Origin of the sequence: Flavobacterium sp. NG2, assembly GCF_034119845.1 — a bacterium.
GTDB lineage: Bacteria > Bacteroidota > Bacteroidia > Flavobacteriales > Flavobacteriaceae > Flavobacterium.
Genome location: NZ_CP139420.1, coordinates 383109 through 409031, shown reverse-complemented (window position 1 = coordinate 409031; position 25923 = coordinate 383109). Strand labels below are relative to the sequence as shown.

The window sequence follows — 25923 nt, the reverse complement described above, 5'->3', positions numbered from 1 at the left end:
ATTTAATAATTCGTGGCTTTTAAAAACTATTCGATTTTTAAGAGCAATTCATTTACTGGAATAGTAGTATTGAAAAATACCTTATATTTAGTATTTGAAATAACATTCCAAATATTTTAGGCTTTATGATAAAGAAGACACTGTTTTTTTTACTTCTCACGATAACAGTTTTGGGACAAAATACGCAATCACTTGAAGATAGTATTTATCAGGTTATTGATGGTTTTGTGAAGCACCCATCAGTCGAAGCCTTGATAAAACTGAACCAAATGGATCGTCGTTTTTGGAATGATAAACAGCCAAAAACAAAAGAGGAACTTCTGGCAATCGTTATTTTAAACTGCAATAAAGGGTATTATGAATCGCAATTTGGGAAAAATAGAGAAGCTACAGAAAGTTATGAAAAAGCTTGGCAGTTATTCCAAAAAAATAAATTATCCCATTATGATATTGTCGAGTTTTGTTTGAAGCCGTTAGGGAATTTATATACCGTTCAGGGAGATTATGACAATGCTGAAAATATCATAAAACAATATTATTATAGTGCGATAAAAGAAAAAAATCAAAGCCAAAAAATAGCAGCAATACTTAATTTATCAAATGTGTACCAAAGCGCAGGCAAAACAGATTTGGCTATTGATTTAGTTCGAAAAACCATTCAAACCGAAAAATTATCTAAAACCCAAAAAGGGATTTTTGTTACTAATTTGGGGAATAACTATTTATTGAATTACAAAAAAGCATTGGTTACTCAATCGCAAAATCCTTCTGGTTTTAAAAAAATAGAACAAACCTATTTGTATGCGATACAATTGTTACAAGGGGATAAAACACAATCTGAAACCCTGGGGAATTGTTACCGAAATTTAGCGTCACTTTATGTTCAGGAACGACATTATGATAAAGCTAACGACTATTTTGCAGAAGCCAAAAAGTTGTTTTTTGCGACGGTTAATCGTGACCCTCGAAAATTAGCAAAATTATATTATGAGGAAGCCGTTTTGCTTTTTGAACAACAAAAAAGAAAAGAAGCTTCGGCTTTAATTGAAAGTGTTTTTTCAACTTTAATTCCAAAGTATTCGAATACTAAAAATAGCTTACCTAATCAAAAAAGCTTGTATGCAGAGACGATTTTATTAGATGCTTTTGATTTGCAAGCGGCAATTTACTCACAAGAGAACCAGCCTAAAAAAGCTTTAGAAGCCTATGGTCTCGCCTTCTACATTGAAGATTTATTTGCGAATCTATTGATTTATGAAAATTCTAAAATCATTACGCAAACCAGAGTTCGTACCCGAACCGAAAAATGCATTGCACTTTATGATGTTTTATATAAAAAAGAGCACAAACAGGCTTATATCGAATCGGCTTTTCAATTGGCTGAAAAAACAAAATCTACAGTTTTAAAAGACTATTTGTTGAAAACGAAAACAGCTTCCAGAGCGGAGAAATTGCATTTAGAGCAACTCCAAAACTGGACAGTTGAAATTGCGAAAGAGCAGCAAAAAGGAGACTCCGCAGACATTGTTAAGATTAATAAAGCCATTGAAAAACAAAATGAACTGGTTTTATCATTAAAAAAAATAGAATCAGAAAAGGGAGCCACAGAAGCTCCTGAAATCAATATTCAAAATTTGTTTACTAAATTGAAAGACGAGGGTGTTGTTCTGCTTAATTATTTTTCGGGTAGTGAAAAAACCTATTGTTTTACTTTCGAAAACAGCACTATCCAATTAAAGTCATTTAGTAATGATAAAGAAACAACAACTAAAATTTGGAAATTTATTGATTATTTTAAAGATGCTGATGCGATAGTGAATGATGTAAAAGGATACAGCCAGACGGGGAAAATAGTCTATGACATTTTGCAACTTCCCCGCAAAACTGACTTTAAAAAATTATTAATTATTCCTGATGGGATATTGAATTTTGTTTCTTTTGAAGCCTTGATTACAAAAGAATCGACTACGACTAATTTTGCTAAAATGCATTATTTAGTTCAGGATTATGCCATTGGATATAACAATTCGGTTGCTTTTTATTTGAATGAAATTGAGATTGAAAAGCCAAGAAAAAATGTGTTGGGTGTTTTTCCAGTATTTGAAAAAACGGATGATGCGTTGTCTTTTTCAAAAAAAGAAATGGCTTCTATAAAGCGAAATTTTGAAGGGCGATTTTTTGAAAACGAACAGGCTACTTTTGATCATTTCAAAAGTAATGCTAGTAGTTATTCAATTTTACATTTATCAACGCACGCTTCATCGGGAGATGTTGAGACTGCTGCGAGTATTAAATTTTATGACCAAGACATTCTTTATCCTGAATTGTATTCTTTAAAAATTAATCCTGATTTGGTTGTTTTGAGTGCTTGTGAAACAGGTGTAGGGAAACTGTATAAGTCAGAAGGAGCAATGAGTGTTGCTCGAGGGTTTCAGTTTGCAGGAGCTCGAAATTTGCTCTTTTCGTTATGGAAAGTAAATGACTTTACAACTTCGGTTTTTATGGATTATTTCTATAAGTATTGTAATAAAGGGGAGTCATATTTTGAAGCGAATCAAAAAGCGAAGCTCGATTTTTTGGAGGATAAAACGATTTCAAATACTAAAAAATCTCCTTATTATTGGAGTGCTTTTGTATATTATGGTGGAGTTGAGTCTGGGGCAGAAACTTTTAATTATGGGTATCTAATTTTTGGGTTTATAGCAGTAATTGGTTTACTTTTGGGATTCACGCGTTTCAAAAAATGGAAAAAATACAAGAAATCCTAAAACAGGAAAAATACAAGAAAATAAAATTCAAAATTACGAAAACACAACACCTTTTAATTAAGGCAAAAATAAACGGAGTTAAGGGTAATTTTATTTTAGATACGGGTGCTTCTAACAGTTGTATTGGTTTTGAAACAGTAGAAATGTTTCTGGTGGATGCAAAAGATTCTAAAACCAAAGCTTCGGGAGCTGGTGCTAGTGGAATGTTGACCCAATCAGCAAGCAATAATAAAGTACAGCTGGGAACATGGAAAAAAAATAATTTTGATTTAATTATTTTTGATTTGTCACATGTTAATGATGCCCTAATTCAATACAAATCCAAGCCTGTCCATGGTATTATTGGTGCGGATGTTTTATTAAGAGGAAAAGCGATTATCGATTATTATAATCATTATTTGTATTTGCAATAAAAAACAACCATAAAACTAAAATAATATGAAACCAAATTTTAAAATACTAGGAGTACTCATTGGACTGTTATTGTTTTCCTGTACGGAAGATGGGATTGTGAATGAAACGGAAATGACTACTACTCCCATTCAAAACACAGCCAAACCTTCGAGGGGGGTTAGTGAAAAACTGTGGAATTTTGATTCTCTAAATGAATGGGAAGATGCCACTCAAGTAGGGGATAAAAATTATTCTATTGAAAATGGGATTTTAACGATGTTCACGAATGCCAATAGTTGGGATAGAACAAAAATAAAATCAGCAGCAACTTATACAACAGGAGCCTATAGCTGGAGAGTTTATGTACCTGCTATGGGAATAGGTGATAAGGCTAGTATAGGGGCATTTTTATATAATGATGATACTCACGAACTTGATTTTGAAATAGGTTATGGACAGCAAAGTGTTCGAGAGCTTTTGAATGCATCTTCTGATGATTTGTTAGTTTATACTACCTCACAGGCGAATCCTTTTCGTTCAGAAGCTAGAAAGATTAAGCGTGAGCAATGGTATACCTTGTCAATTGAGTTGACTTTAAATTCAAAAAATAAATACATAGCGAACTGGAAAATTGATGGGAATAGTATACAGACGCTACAGCTTAATTATGGGACGAGAGAAAATTTTAAAATATTTTGCAGTGTCGAAAATCTACAATTTATAGGCGATCATATTCCGAATTCTCAAAACTATGCATTATTTGATTTTGTAGAATATAGAGGGAATTAAAACTATACAGTCATAAAAAACTAAAATCCCAAATTCCTATGAACTGGAATTTGGGATTTTTTCATCTAATTATTACCCAAATAATTAGATTGTTTAGAAGTAAGTTTATTATTTTTTTATGAACTTAGACGATGCTGTTTTTCCGTCAACGATTGCTTTTATAATATAGACGCCACTTTTTAAAGAATTGGTATCAATAGTTATTGAATTAGAATTTGGGTTTAAACTTAAGACCTCTTGGCCTAATACATTATAAACTGCAACATTTTCTACAGTGTTTAAAGCTTCGATATTTAAAACATCGGTTACTGGATTAGGATGCATTTTGACATTCAATGATTCAAAAGTTTCTATAGATAAAATAGAACTTGTTAAATAAAGATTGTCAAAGTAGACTGTATGTCCTTTTGAAAGATCAGATGCTGTTCCAAATTTGAACTGAAAGAATTTAGCAGTGCTAAAGCCTGCAATTCCTGTAAAATAGGATAAGGGAATGTTTACACCAACCCATGTATTAAAGACGATTGGAGTGTGATTGTCGTATTTGTAAACGGCTTCGATAACAGGGTTGTCAGAGATTAAATGTAAAGAAAAAGTTTCCGAATTTGTTGTGTAATAATCAAAATGAACATATTGCATGGCGGAAATGTCTTTTTGATTAAAACCTTGACCATATCCTGCCACATCAAAATTAATTTTAAGAGCATTGTTTACTGCTGCTGTCGGGTCAAGATCTACTGCTGTAGCTTCTCCAAAATCATAAAGATAACCAGTAACGGGATAGGTTTCGCTATATAGGGAGATTACTGTAGCTGCATTGGTTTGAGGAATTGGGGCGGCTGGAGGTAATGGTGCAGTCACGTTTAAGGTGGCAGAAACACTTCCTTGAATGTATGGTGAAGAGGCTGCTTGTGTAGCGGTTATTATTGAAGAACCCGCTCCTACTATGGTCACAGTGCGACCGGAAATTGTTGCCACAGCGGAATTACTACTGGAGTATGAAAATGTACCAGTGCTATTACTTGCTGGGTCAACTAAGTCAAATGACACATCGTTAGTAGTTTTTGCCGGGACTGAGAATCCTGTAATGGTTGGTGTTCCTTCAGGTCTCCAAAAGTATAGGTTGTCAAAATATGTCGTTTGATTACCGTTAGGAAAGGCAAAAGGAACCGACTCTAGTTTCATTTGGAAAACATCACTAAAATTTATTCCTGGGAAATTGGTTGCGTTTAAATCGATATCAAAGCTATTCCAGCCCACTAAAGTTGGTGTTAAAGTTATAGCAACTTCAACGGGTCCAGGATTAATAAGGTATACTTTCATTGAGGTCATAGAAGTCTTGTAGATGTCAATATGTAATTTAGTGAAGCTCGTCAAATTCATTGTGGTGGCAGGAACAATACCTTGATAGTTGAATTCTGTCATTTTTTTTATGAGATCCCCCGAAACGGTTATGTCACTTAAGTTGGTTGATTGTCCCCAATCTTTACCAATTGCTGAGGTAATATTTGTGTAGGTGCCACTATAAATGGAGATGACGTCACTCGAATTTCTTGTAGGTGGTGTAGTTGCAACAGTTGTAGGGTCTTGTGAATACCCTAATGTACAAATCATTAGAAAAAGAAATAAAGTAATTTTTTTCATGGTTTTTTAGTTTTAATTAGTTAGTTCAAATGTACGGCGAGTTGTATTTAAATCGCTGAAAACCAATAATATAAAAACTATACAGATTTAAATTAAGTGCAACTTACTTTATTAAGCCTCTAGGTGTAGGCGCTGTTAGTGAAGTTAAGGGTTGGATATTCTGTATGTTGGATTTGATAATTTGTTAAATTATATAAATGTTGTAGTAATGTAAAGGTGATTCCTTTTGAAATTCTTATTTTTTTGGATTGAATATTGGGTATAAGTGATTTTATTAACAATAAAAGCTAAATGTTATCATGCTTTACTTATGTTAGGAGTAATTGCTAGTGCAAAAAAAAATCCCAAATTCCTATGAACTGGAATTTGGGATTTTTAATATATTGGAATTTTATTTTACTACAACTCCAAAGCTTTTTTAGGATTGTTGTCCATCAATAATTCGATTGGGTTTTCAAGAGCTTCTTTAACAGCTACTAAGAAACCAACTGACTCACGACCATCAATGATTCTGTGGTCATAAGATAATGCAACGTACATCATTGGGTGGATTTCCACTTTTCCGTTTACAGCAATTGGGCGCTCGATAATGTTGTGCATTCCTAAGATTCCTGATTGAGGAGGGTTGATGATAGGAGTAGACAACATAGAACCAAACACACCACCGTTAGTGATTGTAAACGTTCCACCAGTCATATCGTCAACAGTGATTTGTCCGTCACGTGCTTTGATAGCTAATCTTTTGATTTCAGCTTCAACACCACGGAATGTTAAGTTCTCAGCGTTACGTACTACAGGAACCATTAATCCTTTTGGTCCAGATACTGCGATTGAAATATCACAGAAATCAAAGGCGATTTTGTGATCACCATCCATCATTGAGTTAACGTCTGGGTATAATTGTAAAGCTCTTGTTACTGCTTTTGTAAAGAAAGACATAAATCCAAGTCCTACACCACCGTGTTTTGCTTTGAAAGCATCTTTGTACTCGTTACGGATGTTGTTGATAGGTGTCATGTTTACTTCATTGAAAGTAGTTAACATGGCAGTTTCGTTTTTAGCAGCTACTAAACGCTCAGCTACTTTACGACGCAACATTGATAATTTTGTACGCTCTACACCACGGCTTCCACCTGTAGGAGTTCCCATTGAAGGTACTGCATTTACTGCATCTTCTTTAGTGATTCTTCCTGCTTTTCCAGTTCCTGTTACGGCTGCTGGGGCGATGTTTTTCTCATCTAATATTTTCTTAGCTGCTGGTGATGGTGTACCTGTAGCGTAAGTTGCTGCTGGTGCTGCTGGAGCTGCAACTGGTGCAGGGGCTGCTTTTGGAGCTTCAGCTGCTGGAGCCGCCGCCGCTGCTGGAGCTGAACCTTCTGGTTTTGCTGCTGCAGTATCGATATGACAAACTACTGCTCCTACTGCTACTGCGTCACCTTCTTCTGCTTTTAGGGTAATGATACCACTTGCTTCTGCAGGTAATTCTAAAGTAGCTTTATCTGAATCTACTTCAGCAATTGCTTGATCTTTTTCTACATAATCTCCGTCTTGTACTAACCAAGTGGCGATTTCAACTTCCTTAATAGATTCCCCTGGTGATGGAACTTTCATTTCTAAAATCATGTCCTAATATTTTAAATGATGAATTTTAATTTTTTAAATCTTGAATCGTTATTGTTTGCAATTGGTTCTAGCCCTGATGGAAGCGGCATCCTTTTTCTTTTTTTCTTTAAAAAGAAAAAGATATAGCGGACAGCAGGAAATAGCTCCAAATTTTTATCTAAATAAATTTTTGTCGAATACCATTCTAATCGCATCGGCATGACGACGTTTTGCACGTGTGTAACTTCCTGCCGCTGGTGCTGAATACGCTTTCAATGAAGCTAATCTCCATTTTACCAAGTCAAAGTTAGCTAGCATAAATGTGTATGCTCCCATGTTTTTAGGCTCTTCTTGTGCCCAAACATAATCGTCAGCGTTTGGATATTTTGCAATAATCGCTTTTAATTGCTCTACCGGTAAAGGGAACAATTGTTCGATACGAACTACCGCTACATCGTTACGACCGTTGTTTTCTCTCTCAGCAATGATGTCGTAGTAGAATTTACCAGTACAGAAAACAAGTGATTTAACATCTGCTTTGTTTACAGTTGTGTCGTCGATTGTTTCTTGGAACTCACCATTTGTTAATTCTTCAACTGTTGAGACACATCTTGGATCACGTAACAAACTTTTTGGAGAAAATACTACCAATGGTTTGCGGAAAGTTGTTTTCATTTGTCTTCTTAACAGGTGAAAGAAGTTGGCTGGCGTTGTACAGTCAGCAATGTACATATTGTGACGTCCACATAACTGTAGGTAACGTTCCATACGTGCAGAAGAGTGCTCAGCACCTTGACCTTCATAGCCGTGAGGCAATAACATTACCAATCCGTTTTGATTGTTCCATTTGTCTTCTCCACAAGAGATGTATTGGTCAATCATAATTTGGGCACCATTAGAGAAATCTCCAAATTGCGCTTCCCAAATAGTTAATGAATTTGGATTTGCCAAAGCATATCCGTAATCAAATCCTAATACTCCGTACTCAGATAAGAAAGAGTTGAAAATATGAAATTTTCCTTTTTTGTTTTCGATGTTGTTCAATAAAACCACTTCTTCTTCAGAGTCTTCTACTTTTACAACAGCGTGACGGTGTGAGAACGTACCACGTTCAACGTCTTGTCCTGAGATGCGGATGTCAAATCCTTCCGTCAATAATGTACCATAAGCTAAAGTTTCAGCAGTACCCCAATCAACAGCGTTGTTGTCGTATACTGTTTTACGGTCATTAACAATTTTGGTTATTTTGTTGATGAATTTTTTATCAGATGGTAGGCTAGAAACGGTTTTGATGATAGAGTCTAAAGTTGATTTTTCAACTTTAGTGTTTACTTTTTTCAACATGACGTCATCAGAAACTTGCTCAAAACCTTTCCATTCATTTTGCATAAATGGAGTAATGATTGTCAAGTCTTTTTTACGAGATGCTTCTAAGTTATGGTCTAAATCGTCTTTGTATTCTTTTTCTATTTTTTTAACAAAACCAGCGTCAATTACACCTTGCGATAATAATTTTTCAGCATAGATATCTCTTGGATTTCTGTGCTTTGCAATGATTTTGTATAATAATGGTTGGGTGAAACGTGGTTCGTCACCTTCGTTATGACCGTATTTTCTATATCCTAAAAGGTCAATAAATACGTCACGACCAAACTCCATACGGAAGTCTAATGCAAATTGCATCGCATGAACAACTGCTTCTGCGTGGTCTGCATTTACGTGTAATACAGGAGAAAGGGTTACTTTGGCAACATCTGTACAATAAGTTGATGAACGAGCATCAAGGTAGTTGGTTGTAAAACCAACTTGGTTATTGATTACAATGTGGATAGTACCACCTGTTTTGTAACCATCTAATTGTGCCATTTGTATGATTTCATAAAGGATACCTTGTCCTGCGATAGCAGCATCTCCGTGAACGGCAATAGGTAATACTTTAGAAAAGTCATCTTCAAAATATTTATCTTGTTTTGCTCTAGTGATTCCTTCGATTACAGCACCTACTGTTTCAAGGTGAGAAGGGTTAGGAGCTAAATTGATGTTGATTTTTTTACCAGTACTAGTGATTTTGTCAGCCGTAAGACCTAAGTGGTATTTTACGTCACCGTCAAAATATTCTTGGTCGTAATCTTTTCCGTCAAATTCACCGAAGATATCTTGAGTAGATTTACCGAAGATGTTAGCCAAGACGTTCAAACGACCACGGTGAGCCATTCCCATTACGAATTGTTCTACTCCTTTTTCAGCAGCTCTTTCGATTAAAGCGTCAAGGGCTGGAATAATAGATTCTCCACCTTCAAGTGAGAAACGTTTTTGACCTACATATTTAGTATGTAAAAAGTTTTCAAAAGAAACCGCTTGATTCAGTTTATTTAAAATACTGATTTTTTGGTCATTTGAAAAATTAGGTTGGTTGTCATTAACGTTTAATTTTCTTTGAATCCAATCAATGATTTCTGGTTTACGAATATACATATATTCGATACCAATATGTTGGCAATAAACTGCTTTTAAGTGTGTAATGATTTGGCTTAAAGTTGTTGGTTGTAAACCTAATAATTTAGCCGCGTCAAAAACGGTATTTAAATCATTTGACGAAAGACCAAAGTTTTCTAAGTCCAAATTTGGAGAAAAGGTTCTACGTTCTCTTACAGGGTTGGTTTTAGTAAACAAATGCCCTCTTGTACGGTAGCCTTCAATCAGTTTAACGACATTGAACTCCTTTTGAAGTTGTTCAGAAATCTTAGCGCTATCAACAGTTCCTGAGCTAGCAGTTGTTGCTGCTTCTCTGATGATTTGAACTGGATTTTCCTCGTTGTAAGTCTCCATTCCAAAGTCGAAACCTTGGAAAAAACTCCTCCAACTAGGCTCTACGCTATCTGGATTTTCTAAATATTGATCGTATAATTGTGCGAAAAACTCGGTATGTGCTGCGTTTAAAAATGAAAACCTATCCATAATGTTAGTGAATATACTTTTTGTTAAATAGTTTGGCAAAAATACAATAATCCATTCTATCTGAATCTATTTTTTAAGTACTTTTACGTGAAGATTTGTTAAAAAAAAATACAAAACCATGAAAAATAATCACGTTTCACGCATTTTAAGAACTTTTTTAGTTTTGGTAACTTCAATTTTGACGGCTCAACAATACAATAGTAATATAAAAAGTCAAAGTGATTTTTGGGACAAAGTGCAGTTTGGAGGCGGTTTAGGATTGAGTATTGGTACTGGTTATACGGATATTACAGTTGCTCCAAGTGCTATATATAATGTCAATGAATATTTTGCGGTGGGTCTTGGTGCTCAATATACTTATGCAAAGCAAAAGAATTTTTATAGCTCTAATTTATACGGTGCGAGTTTGATAACCTTATTTAATCCAATACGTGAAATCCAACTTTCGGCCGAATTAGAACAACTTAGAGTTAATGTTTCTGGAATTGGAACTAATAATTTTACTAACAATTTTTGGAACACCGGTCTTTTTCTTGGTGCGGGTTACCGAAGTGGAAATGCTACAATAGGTGTTCGTTACAATGTTTTGTTTAAAGAAAACAATCTTGCTTATAGTGATGCTTTTATGCCTTTTGTGAGGTTTTATTTTTAAGAAAGTTGCTAAGGTACTGAGTAACTAAGATGCTAAGGGGATGTTGTGTTTTGGAATCTCTAGAAAGCTATCCTGTAATCTTAGCTTCTCAGGTGCTTAGAAACTTAGAACCTCTACTTGTATTTATTCCGAAACCAAACTTTTTGCCACTCTCTTTTTAATATTAAAAAGGCGACCTGCTCTGCTAAAACTACTACATCAGAACCGTCTAGTTTTTTTATTTCTTCTTCAGAGACATCAATAATATAAAGTAGGTTGAGGTACTCCGCAAATTTATACTGAATCATGCGGTATATTTTTTCGTGTAGCTGAATTTTTAATTCCTCAGGCGTAATGCTTTTAGGAAAATCAATTCCTTCATTAGCTAAATTGAAATCCTTGTTGATTTGTTCTATTAACGATAGATACAAGGATTCGTTTTCGGCTTCAATTAGCAATAATTCGGTAGATAATGGTGCGATAAAATTCATTTAATTTAACTTTTAGAATCCCAATATTTGACAATTTTAGCTAAGAGCACATCACCTCCTGCATAGAAAAAAACAGCTCCCATTGGAGGATTAGATGTAGGTAGTAAATCAAATACATTGGGAACCCAGGCCCAACATTTAAAATAGGTTCCTACTAGTTCGATGAAAATCACGCATAAAGCAATAAAGCAATATAGGTTTTGCCATTTTTTTCTTTTCAATAGCCAAAAAAATAGTACACCAAATAATAAAGAGAAATAATCTTTAAGGAGTAGGCCAACCCCTAAAAAAAGAGCGGCAAAAAACCAAAGAAAGTATTTTCGTAAATGGTATTCTTTTTTGATAGACCATATTGTGTTGGCGTAAACAAAACCCGAAGCATAGACTATAGCATGACCAAAAGGAACATATAATGGAATCATTGGTGTTCGGTATTCGTACATCCCGAGTAGTTTGCAGAAAATTAATTCTCCTATATACGAGAGTGCCACCATGACAAACATCAGTTTTCGTAAATTGTCTCCTGATGATAAAAAGAATCCTGTAAAATATGCTAAGGCTAAAACATTAGTAATTTGTCGGCCATCAAAATAGGTTTCGGTAAAATAAACCGAATCGATTCCTAAAGCTAAAACAGTGAAAAAGGGAAAGCACAAAGCGAAAACCAATTGCAATTTCGAATTGGTATTGTCCTTATCGTTCCATAAAACTGCAGCTAATTTATTCATTGTTTTTAATTGAAAGAAATGGTGAGTTGTGATTAAGCTTTTCTTTTCATCAGGTTTTCGCCAAAACTTCTTAAAATTTCTTTTTTATCGTTTTCGATATTTATTTTAGTCAAAGTCTCAAAAGCTTTCAGAGTGTATTCCTCAATAGCTTCCTGAGTGATTTTATCAGCTCCTGAGCGCATGAAAATTTCTTTTGCTTGTTCGATTTTGGCAGTGTTGTCTTCTAGTTGACTTGCGAATAAGTGTAATAATTCCGCTTTGTCATTTGCTTCAGCATGTTCTTTAGCTTTTAAGAATAAAAATGTTTTTTTGTTTTCGATAATATCGCCACCTACTTGTTTGCCAAAAGTTTCTGGATTTCCAAATGCATCTAGGTAATCGTCTTGCAGTTGAAAAGCTAGTCCTAGATTTAGTCCAAATTCATAGATTAAATTGGCGTTTTCCTCCGAAGTCTCAGCGACGATAGCACCCATTTTCATTGCCGCAGCTACAAGAACGGCTGTTTTATATTCAATCATTTTGAGGTACTCCGGTATGGTTACATCCGTACGTGTTTCAAAATCGACATCCCATTGTTGACCTTCGCAAACCTCTAAAGCCGTTTTACTGAATAATTTTGCCAAGTCTCGAAAGATAACAGGCTCATATTGTTCAAAATATTGATAGGCTAAAATTAGCATTGCATCTCCAGAAAGAATCCCAGTATTGATGTTCCACTTTTCATGAACAGTTACATTTCCGCGTCGCAATGGGGCGTCATCCATAATATCGTCATGAACTAATGAGAAATTATGAAAAACCTCTACGGCCATAGCTGCTGGAAGTGCTTTTTGAAAGTCGGTATTGAATACTTCTGCCGACATCAAAGTCAATATGGGGCGCATTCTTTTTCCTCCTAATCTTAATATATAACTGATAGGCTCGTATAGGTTTTTAGGTTCTTTATCAATGGTTTGATTTTCTAGATAATTGATAAAAAAATCCTGGTATTGTGAGATGGAATGCATAAAAAATATTTTTCGGCTAAATTACAGTAATACTATTGGATTACAAATAGGCTTTATTAATGAAATGTTAAAAAAAAGAAAATACAATGGAAACTATTTTGGTGTTAAAAGTTTCCTAACTACATTTGCGGTCAAATTACGAATAAGGAAGTTGGTGATTTTGATTTAAAATTAAAACAATACGTTATGGGGACTAACTGGACAATTGATTCTGAACAATCGGATGTGTTGATAAAAAACAAACATGCTATTGTGGCCTATATAGCAGGGAAGGCAAATAAATTTGAAGGTAATGTCGCTATCAAAAACGATTGCATTGAAGATGCGAACCTTGAGTTTTCGTTAAACGTAAATAGTAATGAATCAAAATTAGAATTGATGGATACTCATTTGAAAATCAATGACTTTATTGATGTAAAAGAATATCCGATTATTAATTTTAAATCGACTTCATTCCAAAAAGTCAATAAAAATATTAATTTTATAAAAGGAAATCTTACCATTAAAAATATTACGAAAGTAATAGAATTAGATGCCGAATTCATAGGGTATACTTTTTATAATGGAATCAAAAAAGCTTCTTTTGAAATCAAAGGAATGATAAATCGCAGGGATTTTGATTTGAAATCCAATACGATTTACCAAATGGGAGGTATTGCTACAGGGCAAGATTTAATGTTAGAAGCCAATTTAGAATTCAAAGTTTAATTTCAATTACGGAAGAAGATGAAGGAGAAAATTATTAAAAAAGCGAGTGAATTATTTTTGAAGTTAGGATTCAAAAGTATCACGATGGATGATATCGCTTGTGAGATGTGTATTTCAAAGAAAACGATTTATAAATATTTCTGTAATAAAGAAGCATTAATAAAGGAAAGTACGGCTTATGTTCATAAAGAAGTACATCAAATTATAGAATCGATAACTAGTAATAATGATAATGCTATAGCTGAAAATTTTGAAATTAGAAAAATGTTCAGTGATATGTTTCAGTCGACAGATACTTCGCCTATTTATCAATTAAAGAAGCATTATCCTGAAATTTATGCTGAAGTTTTAGCAGTAGAAATCAACGAATGTAGCAAATGCTTTCGTCAAAATATAGAAAAAGGAATTGCTTCGGGCTTGTATCGTAACGATTTAGATATTGAAGCCTATGTTAAGTTTTATTATACGTTGATTTTTAGTATCAATGAAAATACTAGTTCTGAAAAAGAAGCACAAAGACTAGAAATAAAAGCTTTAGAATACCATACTAGGGCTATGGCAACACCAAAAGGAATTATTGAACTCGAAAAACAAATGCAAAATCAAACTTTATGATAAAGAGAAATTTATTATTCATCAGCCTCTTATTTTTTGCTGTTAATACAAAGGCGCAGGAAACACCTCAAAGCTATTCTTATAGTCTAGATCAGGCAATCGTTCATGCTTTGGAACATAACTATTCGGTTATAAACTCTGGGCGCGATGTTGAAGCAGCAAGGCAAAAAAAGTGGGAGACGACTGCTGCGGGTTTGCCACAGATTAACGGTACGGTAGATTACCAAAATAATTTTTCATTCCAGCAGCAAGGGGTTTCTGGGGGAGGCCCATTTGGAGGAGAAGAGGGTAGTATCTCAACTTTTGCTTTTGGAACCAAACATAATATGAATGCTGTAGCAACTTTAAGTCAGCTGTTGTTTGATGGTTCTTATATAGTGGCTTTGCAAGCATCCAAAACTTATTTGAAGTATTATGAAAATGCCAAGAGGAAAACGGATGTAGAGGTTAAAGAGATGGTCATTAATGCTTATGGGAACGTTTTGTTAGCGCAAGAGAGTATTGCTATTTTAAAAAAGAACAAAGCAACCCTTGAAAAAACGGTTTCAGACACTAAAGAAACGTTCAAAAATGGCTTGATTGAAGAAGAAAATGTCGAGCAACTGCAAATTACTTTAGCATCGGTTAATAGTAATTTAAATAATTCCACTCGTTTACTTGATGTGGCTTATAAAATGTTGAAAATCACATTAGGTATTGATATTAACGACCAACTTATTGTTACAGATAAATTAGAAAGTCTTACGCAAAAAAATGTTGGAGCAGCTTTAATGCTTCATCAGTTTAATGTAAATGACAATGTTGATTACCAAATTGCAACTAATTTTCAGAAGCAAAGAGAGTTAGAGTATAAGTTAGAACGAAGTAAAGCATTGCCTACTTTGGCTGCTAATGTGAATTTTGGTTATAATTCATTTGCAAATGAATTTACTTTTTTCTCGACCAACCAAAAATGGTTGAACTACTCTAATTTAGGAGTTAGATTGAGTGTGCCTATCTTCAGTAGTTTTAGTTATAAAGCCAAAACACAACAAGCTAAAATTGCTTTTGATCAAGCTAAAACTCAATTGAATGAAGCCGATCAAAAATTAAAATTACAGTATGCAACTGCAAAAAGTGAATTTGATTTTAGCGTTGAAGAATATGCTACTGCCAAAAGTAACTTGGCTCTTGCCGAAAGAATAGAGAAGAAGCAACAAGTCAAATTCAAAGAAGGTTTGTCTTCTAGTTTTGATTTTAGTGAAGCACAACGACAATTATATTCTACCCAACAAAGTTACCTTCAGTCGATGATTAATATTATCAACAAAAAAGCGACTTTGGAGAAACTTAATAACAAATAATAATCAGCAATTAAAAAGATATACCAATGAGAAAAACTATTTTATTAACCGTGTTTTCAATCGTAATGCTTTCTTGTGGAGGTGATAAGAAAAATTCAACTGAGACGATTATTGCGTCAGGAAATCTAGAACAATTGCGATTAAAACGAGCTGAGATTGTAAAATCAGCCGATGAGTTGTCAAAAGAATTGAAAAAAATTGATGACGCTATTGGTGAATTAGATGTTAATCACAAACAAACTTTAATTACGACTATTACTGCAAAAGACACTGTGTTTAAGCATTATCTGGAATTGCAAGCACAAGTTCAAACCAAAGAAAACATAGTTGTAAATGCGCAATTAGGTGGAATTTTGGAAAACCTTGCTGTTAAAGAAGGGCAACGCGTTTCTAAAGGTCAAGTTCTTGGAAGTGTTGATGATGGTGGGTTAAACCAACAATTGGCTCAACTTCAAATTCAAGCAAATTTAGCTAAAACAACTTATGAAAGACAAAAGAATCTTTGGGATCAAAAAATCGGTTCTGAAATTCAGTTTTTGCAAGCTAAGTCAACCTATGAAGCACAAAATAAATCAATTCTTCAACTTAAAAAACAAATTGCAAAAACAGCAATTGTGGCTCCATTCTCTGGTGTTGTCGATGAAATAATTTCTGAAAAAGGAAGTGTTTTAGCGCCTGGAAGTCCTGTTTTGAGAATTATTAATTTGGGGAATATGTATCTTGAAGCAGATGTTCCTGAGAAATACTTGAGCGCAATCAAACGTGGTACAGAGGTAGTTGTTGATTTTCCTATGTTGAACGAAACAATTAAAACACAGGTTTCATTAGTAAATAACAATATCAATCCAGCGAATCGTTCTTTCAAAGTACAGGTTCAAGTGCCTAATAAATCAGGATTAATTAAACCTAATTTATCGTCTAAATTAAACATCAACGATTACTCTAATAAAAATGTTATTACAGTGCCTTTGAGTATTATCTCAGAAAATGCTGAAGGAGAGCAATACCTTTATATTGCTGAAAAGACAGATCAAAATAAGCATACTAAAGCTAGAAAGGTGATAGTTAAAACGGGTAAATCACAAGGGGATTTGATTGAAATTCTGGAGGGAATTAGTGATGGAGATTTGATTATAAAAGAAGGAGCAAGAAGCGTAAAAGACGGACAAGTTGTGTCTATAATAAAATAAGATAAAAGATGAGTATTCCACCAATCAAGCATAAAGAATTTAAGTTTTCTTCTATGGCCGTCGACAACAAAATGACGATTTATGTCATCATGGCGTTGTTCTTTATTTTGGGTATTTCGGCTTATTACGCAATGCCTAGAGAAGATTTTCCTGAGATTAAGGAAACTAAAATTTATATAAGTACGGTTTATCCAGGTAATACCGCTGAGGATATTGAACGATTAATAATCGATCCATTAGAGGAAGATATTAAGAACGTTAGTAATGTTGTTAAAGTGGTTTCGACTTCACAAGAAGATTATGGTATTATCACAGTCGAATTTGATGAAAAAATAACAGTCGAAGATGCCAAACAAAAAGTAAAAGACAAAGTTGATGCTAAAAAGTCAAATGAAGATTGGCCTACTTTTAACGGTGTTAAAGTCGAACCTAATGTATTTGATTTAAATTTATCTGAAGAAATTCCAATTCTGAATATTAATTTATCAGGAGATTATCCTGTTGAAAAATTAAAAGAATTTGGTGAATATTTGAAAGATGAAATTGAGGGGCTAAGCGAAATCAAACAGGTAGATATTCGAGGAGCTCAAGAAAAGGAAATTGAAATAGCCGTTGATATTTTCAAAATGGCGGCTTCAAAAGTAAGTTTTGATGATGTGATAAATGCTGTTCGTAACGGAAACGTAACGATGTCAGCAGGTAATATTATTTCAAGTGGACAAAGAAGAACTATTAGTATCAAAGGTGAAATTGATAAGCCTACTGATTTAGAAAACTTTGTTGTTAAAAATGAACAAGGGCCTATCTATCTTAAGGATGTAGCTCAGGTTACTTTCAAAAATGAAGACAAGACTACTTATGCGAGAGAATTTGGTAAAAGTGTTGTGATGCTTGATGTGAAAAAACGAGCTGGAAAAAACATGATTGAAGCTTCGGATAAGATTAAAACTATTCTCGCAGATACACAAGAAAACCATTTTCCTAAGGATTTAAATATTAGTTTATCGAATGATTCTTCTTCTAAAACATTAAATCAAGTAGATGATTTAGTAAATAATATCATCTTTGGTATTATACTAGTTGTTGGGGTTTTGATGTTTTTCTTAGGGTTTAGAAATGCGCTTTTCGTGGGATTTGCGATTCCGATGTCGATGTTCTTGTCGTTTATGATTTTGAATGCCTTAGGGTATACAATGAATACGATGATTTTATTTGGACTCATCATGGGGCTCGGAATGCTCGTTGACAACGGAATTGTAGTTGTCGAAAATGTCTACCGTTTAATGGAAGACGAAGGAATGAATCGTATGGATGCTGCCAAAGTGGGTATTGGTGAAATTGCGATGCCAATTATTATTTCTACTGCGACAACGGTTGCCGCTTTCGTACCTCTGGGATTATGGCCAGGTGTGATGGGGCAGTTTATGATTTATTTCCCTATAACGCTTTCTGTCGTATTGGGTTCGTCATTGTTTGTAGCTATCTTTTTTAACTCAGTTTTGGTTTCGCAATTCATGGATATCAAAGACAAAGTGTTAACAAAGAAACAGTTGATACGTTTGAGTATAATCCTTGGCGGTATTGGTACACTGATTCTTGTTTTTGGTGGTGCCGTTCGTGGATTAGGGTCTTTGATGATTTTTACAGCGGCTATGTTTTGGTTGTACAAATATGTGATTAAAGGTTATACTTTAAAGTTTCAAACGGTTACGTTAAGCAAGCTAGAGAATGGATACGAAGGTTGGTTGAAATTCTTTTTGTCAGGAAGAAAACCATTCATCGTAGTAGGGGTAATGTTCTTTTTGTTTTTTGCTGTATTGATGACTTATTTTGGATGGAGTGTTGGAAGTGGAAGAACCAAAGTAGAGTTTTTTCCAGATAACAAACCAAACCAGATTATCGTATATATCGAATATCCACAAGGTACTGATATTGAAAAAACGAATGCTTTAACTAAGGATATTGAAAAACGTGTGTATGCTGTTTTGGATTCTAAAGAGTATATCAATGAGGCGGATAGTACTAATTATTTAGTAGAATCGGCGGTTTCTCAAGTAGGTGAGGGTGCAGGTAATCCACAAACAGATGGAGGTTCAACAGCCGAAATGCCTCATAAAGCTAAAATTACGGTTTCGATGCGTGAGTATAAATACCGTGACGGGAGAGACTCTGAACAAATGCGATTGAAAGTACAAGAAGCGTTAAAAGATATTTATCCAGGAGTTTCTATTTCTGTCGAAAAAGATGCCGCAGGACCACCAGCAGGTTATCCAATTAATATCGAAATTAAAGGAAAAGATTATACGGAATTGATAGTCACTGCCGAAAAGATGAAAGACTTTTTAAACGGTCGAAACATACCTGGAATTGACGAATTAAAAGTCGATGTCAACAAAGGAAAACCAGCAATGAAAGTTTCTGTTGACCGTGAGAAAGCGGGTGAAATGGGTATTTCGGCTGGACAAGTTGGAAATCAGTTGAGACGTTCTGTTTTTGGTGAAAAAGCGGGTGTTTATAAGTTAGATGGTGAAGATTATGATATCAACGTGAGGTTTAATGATGAGAACCGTTACAATCAAAGTACGCTTTTTAATCAAAACATCACTTTTAGAGACATGGCTTCGGGACAGTTAAAAGAAATTCCACTTTCAACTGTAGCTTCGCAAAAGAATAGTTCTTCTTTTAGCGCTATTAAACACAGAGATTTGAATCGTGTTGTTGTCTTATATTCGGCACTTTCTCCTGGATTTACAGATGCGGGTGCTGTTGTAAGTCAGATTCAAGCTGAAATGGCTGATTTTGATGCTCCAAAAACAGTGAAATTTGATTTTACAGGACAAATTGAGGAGCAGAACAAACAGATGGCTTTTTTAATGGGGGCCTTAATAACGGGGCTGGGACTTATTATGTTGATTTTAGTGTTCCAATTTAATTCTATCTCTAAACCCTCAATTATTATGGTAGCCGTATTTTTGAGTTTTATTGGAGTGTTCTTGGGATTAATGGCGACAGGTTGGCCTTTTGTTATTATGATGACCATGATGGGAATTATTTCCCTCGCTGGTATTGTGGTGAATAATGGGGTCGTGCTTCTGGATTATACAGAATTACTGATAAGCCGCAAAAAAGAAGAGTTGAATGTTCCTCAATATAAAATCTTAGATAGAGAGTATATTTTTGAAGCGATTGTGACAGGTGGAAAAGCAAGGTTGAGACCTGTACTGTTAACAGCCATCACAACGGTTCTAGGATTGATACCGCTGGCAATTGGATTTAATATTGATTTTTTCTCTCTATTTAGTGAGTTTGACCCTAAAATTTATATTGGAGGTGATAACGTTATTTTCTGGGGGCCATTAGCTTGGACGGTTATCTTCGGATTAGTCTTCGCAACTTTCTTGACATTGATAGTCGTGCCTGTACTGTACTATTTAATCGAGCGATTTAAATTATGGAAACAGAATAAAAAAATTAGCTTGTAACGGTAATCGTTTTTAATTAGAAAGACTGTCTGGAATTTTTCAGACAGTCTTTTTTTATGTGTACTTATTTTAAAAGTTGTAACCAATTTTACTTTGAATATGGATTATTGTATTGTTGTGACTGCAATTACATCCCTTAGCATCATCAAAGAAATTATAGCCATAGCCTACACCTCCTGAAAATTCATAATTAAAGTTTTTTGCAAAAGCTCTTCTGATACCAAATTGAGGCACAATTGATAAATGAGGAGTGACATTGAAACCTCCAGTATTGAGTAATAAGGTTTGATTTGAGAAAAAGGTTGTTGCCAAAGATAAATAGTTAGCGCTGTTGTTTTTTGTGTTTCTCCCTAGTTTTGCTCGTCTGTCTAATCCAAAATACCATCTTGGTTCTAAATTTATAAAAGGATAAATAATGGTTGACTTTTCGTCTTCGATTGTGGGGTCATCATTTTTTATCGTGGCAAAAGCTAGACCGAAACCCAGCTCTGAGTGAAGTGTAATTTTTCTATCTAATTTGGTCTCGTATTGAAAACTGGTGTTGATGATGCTCAGTTGTACTCCAAATAAGTTTTCCTCAACGGATGCTTTCTCTGTTTCTTGAGATTTCACTAAAAAGCTTACTAAAGCAAAACCTAGACTAATATACTTTCTCATTTTATATTTTTTGGCGAAAGTAGTATTTATTTTACACCTCTAAAAATAAAAAAGGGAGTAGTTATGAAATAGGTTCAATATTATTTAGGAGGTTGACTTTTCTTTTGGCAGGAGTGAGTAATTTGGCAACGAATACACAAAGGTTAAAATAAATATTCGTGAATTCGTGGCTAAATCAATTTATGGATTAGAAATAGGTTCAATATTATTTAGGAGGTTGACTTTTCTTTTGGCAGGAGTGAGTAATTTGGCAACGAATACACAAAGGTTAAAATAAATATTCGTGAATTCGTGGCTAAATCAATTTATGGATTAAACTACTTCATAACCAGCATAGGCCTCTTCAATCTCATTCAAAACAACGAATAATTCTTCAGGAGTATCTAGTGTTACTAGTTTTTGTTTATAGGTTTTAAAAGAATGAATTCCTTTGAAATAATTAGTGTAATGCGGACGGGTTTCAACTATTCCTAAGCGTTGTCCTTTCCAATCCATTGCCCAGGTTAAGTGGTTTCGAACGGCTTCGACTCTGTCAACAACGGTTGGTTTTGCTAAATGCTCGCCAGTTTCGAAAAAATGTTTGATTTCGTTAAAAATCCAAGGATATCCAATAGCAGCGCGACCAATCATGATTCCGTCGATACCGTATTTGTTTTTGTATTCTAAGGCTTTTTCAGGGCTATCTATATCTCCGTTACCAAAAATAGGCATGGTGATACGAGGATTGTTTTTTACTCGAGCAATATGTGACCAGTCCGAATGACCTTTGTACATTTGGGCACGAGTACGAGCGTGAATACTCAAGGCAGCTACACCAATATCTTGCAAGCGTTCCGCCACTTCATCAATATTAATCGAATTATCATCCCAACCCAAACGTGTTTTTACGGTTACAGGTAGATGTGTGCTGTCAATAACCGCTTGCGTTAAGCGAATCATCAAGTCCACATCTTTTAAAACTCCTGCTCCAGCTCCTTTGCAAACTACTTTTTTAACCGGACAACCAAAGTTGATGTCAATTAAATCAGGGTTTACGGTGGAAACAATTTTAGAGGATAAAGCCATTGCTTCTTCGTCACCTCCAAAAATTTGGATACCTACGGGACGTTCATAATCGAAGATGTCAAGTTTCATTCGGCTTTTGATAGCGTCACGAATCAGACCTTCGGAAGAAATAAATTCAGAGTACATCATATCGGCGCCATGCATTTTGCACAGCCTACGGAATGGCGGATCACTCACATCCTCCATAGGTGCGAGAAGTAAAGGGAAATCCGGTAATTCTATGTTGCCAATCTTGATCATCTGCTTAAATTTTGTGCAAAATTACAACTTTTAAGCGAAAGTCCATATAATTGTAAAGAAATTGGAATTTTTACATTGAACTTCAGTGTTTTAAGTTGAATGTAAATTGTATTTAGTTGTAGGATAAGCGCATATATTTTATAACTGCTAATTCACTTATTTTTTAATGAATTTTGATTGTGAATAGACCGCTTCAAGCGGTATTAGCGCAAATATATTCTTCCTAAAACAAAGTGTATGGTTAAAATAAAAAATCTGCAAATCTGTGGTAATTTTTTTAACTCATGCGTTTGTCCTAAGTTTAGTTGTTCAAGGCTTTGAAGCTACCGAATTTAGCGTATATTTGCGGATTAATTAGTTTGGTTTTTTATAGCCAACGAACGGTATGCGTGAGGGATAGAAGTGGAAATCCTTGTGGCGGCTGGCATTTATGCCGACACAAGATTGAAACGGATAGCCCGACCCTTGTGGTCACGCCCATGCTTCGACTACGCTTAGCATGACAATAAATTGATATTAATAGAAGATGAAACATATAAGGAATTTTTGCATTATTGCACATATTGACCACGGGAAGAGTACGCTGGCTGACCGATTATTAGGGGCAACTCAAACGGTTACGGCTCGTGAAGAAAAAGCACAATTGCTTGACAACATGGACCTAGAGCGTGAGCGTGGGATTACAATTAAGAGTCACGCGATTCAGATGGAATACAAATACAAGGGCGAGGAATATATCCTGAACTTGATTGATACTCCAGGACACGTGGATTTTTCGTATGAGGTTTCTCGTTCGATTGCGGCTTGTGAAGGAGCGCTTTTGATTGTAGATGCGGCGCAGAGTATTCAGGCACAAACGATTTCGAATTTATACCTTGCTTTAGAAAACGACTTGGAAATTATTCCTGTTTTGAATAAAGTAGATTTGCCATCAGCGAATCCTGAGGAAGTTAGTGACGATATTATTGACTTATTAGGTTGTAAACTAGAGGATATTATTCATGCTTCGGGGAAAACGGGTTTTGGTGTCGAAAATATTTTGGCAGCTATTATTGAGAAAATTCCACCGCCATCAGGAAGCAAAGAAGAGCCATTACAGGCATTGATTTTTGACTCTCATTACAATCCTTTTAGAGGAATTGAGGTTATTTTTAGAGTGGTAAATGGAGAAATTAAAAAAGGGCAAAAAATCAAATTCATGGCTACGGGCAATGAATATTTTGCAGATGAAATTGGAACCTTAAAATTAAATCAAGTTCCGAAACAAGTCATTTCAACAGGAGATGTTGGGTACTTGATTTCAGGTATTAAAGAAGCGAAAGAAGTAAAAGTAGGGGATACCTTGACGGATGCCAAAGTGCCTACTACGAATATGATTACAGGTTTTGAGGATGTAAAACCGATGGTTTTTGCTGGGATTTATCCAGTAGACACAGAGGATTATGAAGACTTGCGTGCGTCGATGGAGAAACTACAATTGAACGATGCTTCGCTTGTATTTTTACCGGAGAGTTCAGCGGCTTTAGGATTTGGTTTCCGTTGTGGATTCTTAGGAATGTTGCACATGGAGATTGTTCAAGAGCGTTTAGAGCGTGAGTTTGACATGACGGTAATTACTACGGTTCCTAACGTTTCGTACCTTGCTTATACTAAAAAAGATCCAGAAACTCCTTTTGTAGTAAATAATCCATCCGACTTGCCAGAGCCGTCTAAATTAGACAGAGTAGAGGAGCCTTTTATTAAAGCGACTATTATTACTAAGGCCGATTATGTTGGGAATGTAATGAGTTTGTGTATTGAAAAACGTGGATTGATTACTAATCAAACGTATTTGACTACGGAAAGGGTGGAGTTGAATTTTGATATGCCGCTAGCGGAGATTGTATTTGATTTTTACGATCGCTTAAAGACGGTTTCTAAAGGATATGCTTCTTTTGATTATACACCAATAGGAATGCGTACTTCAAAATTAGTACGATTGGATGTGTTATTGAATGCGCAATCTGTAGATGCACTTTCGGCTTTGATCCACGAAAGCAACGCTTATAACATTGGTAAAAAAATGTGTGAGAAATTGCGTGAATTGATTCCGAGACAACAATTTGATATTCCGATTCAGGCAGCTATTGGTGCTAAAATTATTGCACGTGAAACAATAAAAGCCTTGCGTAAAGACGTTACCGCCAAATGTTATGGTGGAGATATTTCTCGTAAACGTAAATTATTAGAAAAACAAAAGAAAGGTAAAAAACGTATGAGATTGGTGGGGAATGTTGAGATTCCGCAAGAGGCGTTTATGGCTGTTTTGAAATTGAATGATTAATAGAATATAGAGATGCACTGCAGTGCATCTTTACTTTTCAAATATATTAGAAACCTGACGATGTAAAAATTGTCAGGTTTTTTTGTTTGCAAAAATCTGTGATAATCCGTGTGATCTGTGGCTTAAAATCTTTGTACCTTTGCAACTTAAAACTTTGCAACTTAAAAACATGATTGAAGATAAAAACCCACAACGTACAAGTATTGCTCAATTGGGCGAATTTGGTTTGATTGACCATTTGACAAAAAATTTTGAAATCAACCAACCTTCTACATTAAAAGGAATTGGCGATGATGCTGCTGTTTTGGATTTCAAAGACAAAAAGGTAGTAGTTTCAACAGATATTATGGTTGAAGGAGTGCACTTTGACTTGGCTTATATGCCTTTGAAGCATTTAGGATACAAAGCTGTGGTAACGAATGTTTCAGACATTTGTGCGATGAATGCCAAAGCGACTCAAATCACTGTTTCCATAGCGGTTTCTAATCGTTTTCCATTGGAAGCGTTGGAAGAATTGTTTCAAGGAATTACGCTTGCCGCTAATGAATACAAAGTAGATGTTATTGGAGGTGATACCACTTCATCTCAAAAAGGATTGATTATAAGTATCACGGTTTTAGGAGAAGCTAATGAAGATGAAATTGTATACCGTAACGGAGCTAAAGCAACCGATTTATTAGTAGTAACTGGAGATATTGGTGCCGCTTATATGGGATTGCAAGTTTTGGAAAGAGAGAAGCAAGTTTTTCAAGTGAATCCAAATTCGCAACCTGATTTAGCATTATACACCTATTTGGTTGAACGTCAATTAAAACCAGAAGCTCGTAAAGATGTACGTACTTTGTTACATGCTTTAGAGATAAAACCTACGTCAATGATTGATATCTCTGATGGATTGTCGTCAGAAATCATTCATTTGTGTAAGCAATCTAAAGTAGGATGTAATTTGTATGAAGATAAGTTGCCATTAGATCCACAATTTATCAGTGTTTGTGAAGAATTCGATATTGATAGTACAACCGTAGCGATTAATGGTGGTGAAGATTATGAATTGTTATTCACGATTCCAATAGAGGATTTTGATAAGATTAAGGGGAATCCTAATTTCTCTATCATCGGTCATATGACTGAAGAGAGTGAGGGCATTCACTTGGTTACTCGAGCTAATACCAAAATTCCTTTGAAAGCGAGAGGTTGGAATGCTTTGAGTGAGTAATTTTTTAAATACATAAATTGTAAGTATATATTTTTATTCGACACAGATTAAAAGATTCAGATAGATTAATCCT

19 protein-coding genes are annotated in these 25923 nt (G+C 34.9%); 11 read left to right on the top strand and 8 right to left on the bottom strand.

What is annotated here, in order from left to right; genetic code table 11:
* Positions 1-125: 125 nt before the first annotated feature.
* The 3 genes from SLW70_RS01815 to SLW70_RS01805 are packed head-to-tail and all read left to right on the top strand — an operon-like array spanning position 126 to position 3950.
* Positions 126-2768, top strand: coding sequence for a CHAT domain-containing protein (locus SLW70_RS01815; protein WP_320890203.1), 2643 nt, complete (start codon positions 126-128; stop codon positions 2766-2768).
* The gene (locus tag SLW70_RS01810; protein ID WP_320890202.1) at positions 2744-3181 is read left to right on the top strand and encodes a retropepsin-like aspartic protease; all 438 of its coding nucleotides are present in this window, start codon (positions 2744-2746) and stop codon (positions 3179-3181) included. The genes SLW70_RS01815 and SLW70_RS01810 overlap by 25 nt, the downstream gene beginning before the upstream one ends.
* 25 nt (positions 3182-3206) lie before the next feature.
* Entirely contained in the window at positions 3207-3950 is a 744-nt protein-coding gene (locus SLW70_RS01805; protein WP_320890201.1) for a hypothetical protein, read from the top strand.
* A gap of 108 nt (positions 3951-4058) precedes the next feature.
* Here SLW70_RS01805 and SLW70_RS01800 read toward each other — a convergent pair whose 3' ends face one another.
* The 3 genes from SLW70_RS01800 to SLW70_RS01790 all read right to left on the bottom strand — a co-directional run bounded on the left by SLW70_RS01800 (position 4059) and on the right by SLW70_RS01790 (position 10154).
* Positions 4059-5594, bottom strand: a complete 1536-nt coding sequence (locus SLW70_RS01800) for a T9SS type A sorting domain-containing protein (protein ID WP_320890200.1) — start codon at positions 5592-5594, stop codon at positions 4059-4061.
* Positions 5595-5993: 399 nt separating this feature from the next.
* The gene (odhB, locus tag SLW70_RS01795) at positions 5994-7217 is read right to left on the bottom strand and encodes a 2-oxoglutarate dehydrogenase complex dihydrolipoyllysine-residue succinyltransferase (protein WP_320890198.1); all 1224 of its coding nucleotides are present in this window, start codon (positions 7215-7217) and stop codon (positions 5994-5996) included.
* Positions 7218-7370: 153 nt separating this feature from the next.
* Positions 7371-10154 (bottom strand): 2-oxoglutarate dehydrogenase E1 component, encoded by a 2784-nt coding sequence (locus tag SLW70_RS01790; protein ID WP_320890197.1) that lies wholly within the window; start codon positions 10152-10154, stop codon positions 7371-7373.
* 118 nt (positions 10155-10272) lie between these two features.
* Here SLW70_RS01790 and SLW70_RS01785 point away from each other — a divergent pair, with 118 nt between their 5' ends.
* Positions 10273-10806, top strand: a complete 534-nt coding sequence (locus tag SLW70_RS01785; RefSeq protein WP_320890196.1) for a hypothetical protein — start codon at positions 10273-10275, stop codon at positions 10804-10806.
* Positions 10807-10919: 113 nt separating this feature from the next.
* On the opposite strand, the gene SLW70_RS01780 is transcribed toward SLW70_RS01785, so the two are convergent.
* Genes SLW70_RS01780 through SLW70_RS01770 form a run of 3 tightly spaced genes read right to left on the bottom strand, consistent with a single transcriptional unit; the run spans position 10920 to position 13011 of the window.
* Positions 10920-11276, bottom strand: coding sequence for a hypothetical protein (locus SLW70_RS01780; protein ID WP_320890194.1), 357 nt, complete (start codon positions 11274-11276; stop codon positions 10920-10922).
* A 5-nt stretch (positions 11277-11281) separates the two neighbouring features.
* Complete coding sequence (locus tag SLW70_RS01775; protein ID WP_320890193.1) at positions 11282-12004, bottom strand: hypothetical protein; 723 nt, start codon at positions 12002-12004, stop codon at positions 11282-11284.
* Between the two features lie 32 nt (positions 12005-12036).
* Complete coding sequence (locus SLW70_RS01770; RefSeq protein WP_320890192.1) at positions 12037-13011, bottom strand: polyprenyl synthetase family protein; 975 nt, start codon at positions 13009-13011, stop codon at positions 12037-12039.
* Positions 13012-13197: 186 nt separating this feature from the next.
* Between SLW70_RS01770 and SLW70_RS01765 the strand changes: the two genes are divergently transcribed.
* The 5 genes from SLW70_RS01765 to SLW70_RS01745 are packed head-to-tail and all read left to right on the top strand — an operon-like array spanning position 13198 to position 20349.
* Entirely contained in the window at positions 13198-13719 is a 522-nt protein-coding gene (locus SLW70_RS01765) for a YceI family protein (protein ID WP_320890191.1), read from the top strand.
* Positions 13720-13737: 18 nt separating this feature from the next.
* Positions 13738-14334: a TetR/AcrR family transcriptional regulator gene (locus tag SLW70_RS01760; RefSeq protein ID WP_320890190.1), complete on the top strand. Its 597-nt coding sequence runs from the start codon at positions 13738-13740 to the stop codon at positions 14332-14334.
* Positions 14331-15677: a TolC family protein gene (locus SLW70_RS01755; protein ID WP_320890189.1), complete on the top strand. Its 1347-nt coding sequence runs from the start codon at positions 14331-14333 to the stop codon at positions 15675-15677. The genes SLW70_RS01760 and SLW70_RS01755 overlap by 4 nt, the downstream gene beginning before the upstream one ends.
* Positions 15678-15703: 26 nt before the next feature.
* The gene (locus SLW70_RS01750; RefSeq protein ID WP_320890188.1) at positions 15704-16867 is read left to right on the top strand and encodes an efflux RND transporter periplasmic adaptor subunit; all 1164 of its coding nucleotides are present in this window, start codon (positions 15704-15706) and stop codon (positions 16865-16867) included.
* An 8-nt stretch (positions 16868-16875) separates the two neighbouring features.
* Entirely contained in the window at positions 16876-20349 is a 3474-nt protein-coding gene (locus SLW70_RS01745) for an efflux RND transporter permease subunit (RefSeq protein WP_320890187.1), read from the top strand.
* A gap of 69 nt (positions 20350-20418) precedes the next feature.
* Here the strand turns inward: SLW70_RS01745 and SLW70_RS01740 are convergent, their stop codons facing one another.
* Positions 20419-21006 (bottom strand): hypothetical protein, encoded by a 588-nt coding sequence (locus SLW70_RS01740; RefSeq protein ID WP_320890186.1) that lies wholly within the window; start codon positions 21004-21006, stop codon positions 20419-20421.
* Positions 21007-21318: 312 nt separating this feature from the next.
* Entirely contained in the window at positions 21319-22311 is a 993-nt protein-coding gene (dusB, locus tag SLW70_RS01735; protein WP_320890185.1) for a tRNA dihydrouridine synthase DusB, read from the bottom strand.
* A 526-nt stretch (positions 22312-22837) separates the two neighbouring features.
* Between dusB and lepA the strand changes: the two genes are divergently transcribed.
* A complete protein-coding gene (gene lepA / locus SLW70_RS01730; RefSeq protein ID WP_320890184.1) occupies positions 22838-24634 on the top strand; it encodes a translation elongation factor 4 in 1797 nt (598 codons plus the stop codon).
* A gap of 169 nt (positions 24635-24803) precedes the next feature.
* Positions 24804-25850: a thiamine-phosphate kinase gene (gene thiL, locus SLW70_RS01725; protein ID WP_320891736.1), complete on the top strand. Its 1047-nt coding sequence runs from the start codon at positions 24804-24806 to the stop codon at positions 25848-25850.
* The last annotated feature ends 73 nt before the right edge of the window (positions 25851-25923 follow it).

What these genes read in the sequence shown, in the direction of transcription:
- SLW70_RS01815 (WP_320890203.1), top strand. Translation starts at nt 126, where the DNA reads ATGATAAAGAAGACACTGTTTTTTTTACTTCTCACGATAACAGTTTTG.
- SLW70_RS01810 (WP_320890202.1), top strand. Translation starts at nt 2,744, where the DNA reads ATGGAAAAAATACAAGAAATCCTAAAACAGGAAAAATACAAGAAAATA.
- SLW70_RS01805 (WP_320890201.1), top strand. Translation starts at nt 3,207, where the DNA reads ATGAAACCAAATTTTAAAATACTAGGAGTACTCATTGGACTGTTATTG.
- SLW70_RS01800 (WP_320890200.1), bottom strand. Translation starts at nt 5,594, where the DNA reads ATGAAAAAAATTACTTTATTTCTTTTTCTAATGATTTGTACATTAGGG.
- odhB (WP_320890198.1), bottom strand. Translation starts at nt 7,217, where the DNA reads ATGATTTTAGAAATGAAAGTTCCATCACCAGGGGAATCTATTAAGGAA.
- SLW70_RS01790 (WP_320890197.1), bottom strand. Translation starts at nt 10,154, where the DNA reads ATGGATAGGTTTTCATTTTTAAACGCAGCACATACCGAGTTTTTCGCA.
- SLW70_RS01785 (WP_320890196.1), top strand. Translation starts at nt 10,273, where the DNA reads ATGAAAAATAATCACGTTTCACGCATTTTAAGAACTTTTTTAGTTTTG.
- SLW70_RS01780 (WP_320890194.1), bottom strand. Translation starts at nt 11,276, where the DNA reads ATGAATTTTATCGCACCATTATCTACCGAATTATTGCTAATTGAAGCC.
- SLW70_RS01775 (WP_320890193.1), bottom strand. Translation starts at nt 12,004, where the DNA reads ATGAATAAATTAGCTGCAGTTTTATGGAACGATAAGGACAATACCAAT.
- SLW70_RS01770 (WP_320890192.1), bottom strand. Translation starts at nt 13,011, where the DNA reads ATGCATTCCATCTCACAATACCAGGATTTTTTTATCAATTATCTAGAA.
- SLW70_RS01765 (WP_320890191.1), top strand. Translation starts at nt 13,198, where the DNA reads ATGGGGACTAACTGGACAATTGATTCTGAACAATCGGATGTGTTGATA.
- SLW70_RS01760 (WP_320890190.1), top strand. Translation starts at nt 13,738, where the DNA reads ATGAAGGAGAAAATTATTAAAAAAGCGAGTGAATTATTTTTGAAGTTA.
- SLW70_RS01755 (WP_320890189.1), top strand. Translation starts at nt 14,331, where the DNA reads ATGATAAAGAGAAATTTATTATTCATCAGCCTCTTATTTTTTGCTGTT.
- SLW70_RS01750 (WP_320890188.1), top strand. Translation starts at nt 15,704, where the DNA reads ATGAGAAAAACTATTTTATTAACCGTGTTTTCAATCGTAATGCTTTCT.
- SLW70_RS01745 (WP_320890187.1), top strand. Translation starts at nt 16,876, where the DNA reads ATGAGTATTCCACCAATCAAGCATAAAGAATTTAAGTTTTCTTCTATG.
- SLW70_RS01740 (WP_320890186.1), bottom strand. Translation starts at nt 21,006, where the DNA reads ATGAGAAAGTATATTAGTCTAGGTTTTGCTTTAGTAAGCTTTTTAGTG.
- dusB (WP_320890185.1), bottom strand. Translation starts at nt 22,311, where the DNA reads ATGATCAAGATTGGCAACATAGAATTACCGGATTTCCCTTTACTTCTC.
- lepA (WP_320890184.1), top strand. Translation starts at nt 22,838, where the DNA reads ATGAAACATATAAGGAATTTTTGCATTATTGCACATATTGACCACGGG.
- thiL (WP_320891736.1), top strand. Translation starts at nt 24,804, where the DNA reads ATGATTGAAGATAAAAACCCACAACGTACAAGTATTGCTCAATTGGGC.